We start from the raw sequence: 741 nt of genomic DNA on the forward strand, positions 1-741 counted from the left end.
ATGGCTGCTCGTGGGACCGATGGCGTGAGAGGCGGACGCATGAGGCTGCTGTCGGCGGGGCTCGTCGCCGCGACCGTGTTGACGACCGTGCTGTGTGTCTGGCTGGGCCTGAAGCTGTCCGACCAGCGCGCGGCGGAACAGCGCCGTCAGGACATCCTGGCGGCGGCCCGCCAGTCGGCGCTGAGCTTCACCTCGCTCGACTACCGGCACTACGACCGGGACAGCGGCAATGTGCTGAAGGGCGCCACCGGCGAGTTCAAGAAGGAGTTCGCCGCGCAGACCGCACAACTGACGAAGCTGGTTGCGCAGAACAAGTCGGTGTCCGAGGGGCAGGTCCTGGAAGCGGGCATCGTGCGGTCCGACGCGCGCTCGGCCCGGGTCCTGGTCGTGGCCGACAGCAAGGTGACCAACACCGCCGCGCCCGAGGGACAGGCGCGCACCTACCGGCTCCAGCTCGACCTCGCGCGCGTGGCCGGCCGCTGGCTGATCTCCGACGTCGCGTTCGTGGGCTGACCCACCCGTGAAGCCATCGATGAGGAGAGACACCGTGGCGAACCCGACCTCCCGCACCCGCGGCACCGGCTCACCGGCCCGCCGCACCATGACCGCGGCCGCCCGCGCGGCAGCCAAGCGCGCCGGGCGGCCCGCGCGCCCCGAGCGCGGTGCCCGCCAGGAAGAGCAGACTCTCTCCGGGCGCACCCTGCTCGTCGAGCCCCCGGCAAACGGCTGGGAGGACCCGCC

1 protein-coding gene and 1 pseudogene are annotated in these 741 nt (G+C 72.3%); both read left to right on the forward strand.

The features are described 5' to 3' along the window. The first annotated feature begins 39 nt into the window (after positions 1-39). Positions 40-513 carry a hypothetical protein gene (locus tag VXC91_RS46405; RefSeq protein ID WP_329513338.1) on the forward strand — a complete coding sequence of 158 codons (474 nt, stop codon included), beginning with the start codon at positions 40-42 and terminating at the stop codon, positions 511-513. Positions 514-547: 34 nt separating this feature from the next. Next, positions 548-741 (forward strand): annotated as a pseudogene (locus VXC91_RS46410) (hypothetical protein); the annotation flags it as partial.

The organism is Streptomyces chiangmaiensis, assembly GCF_036281785.1.
GTDB lineage: Bacteria > Actinomycetota > Actinomycetes > Streptomycetales > Streptomycetaceae > Streptomyces > Streptomyces chiangmaiensis.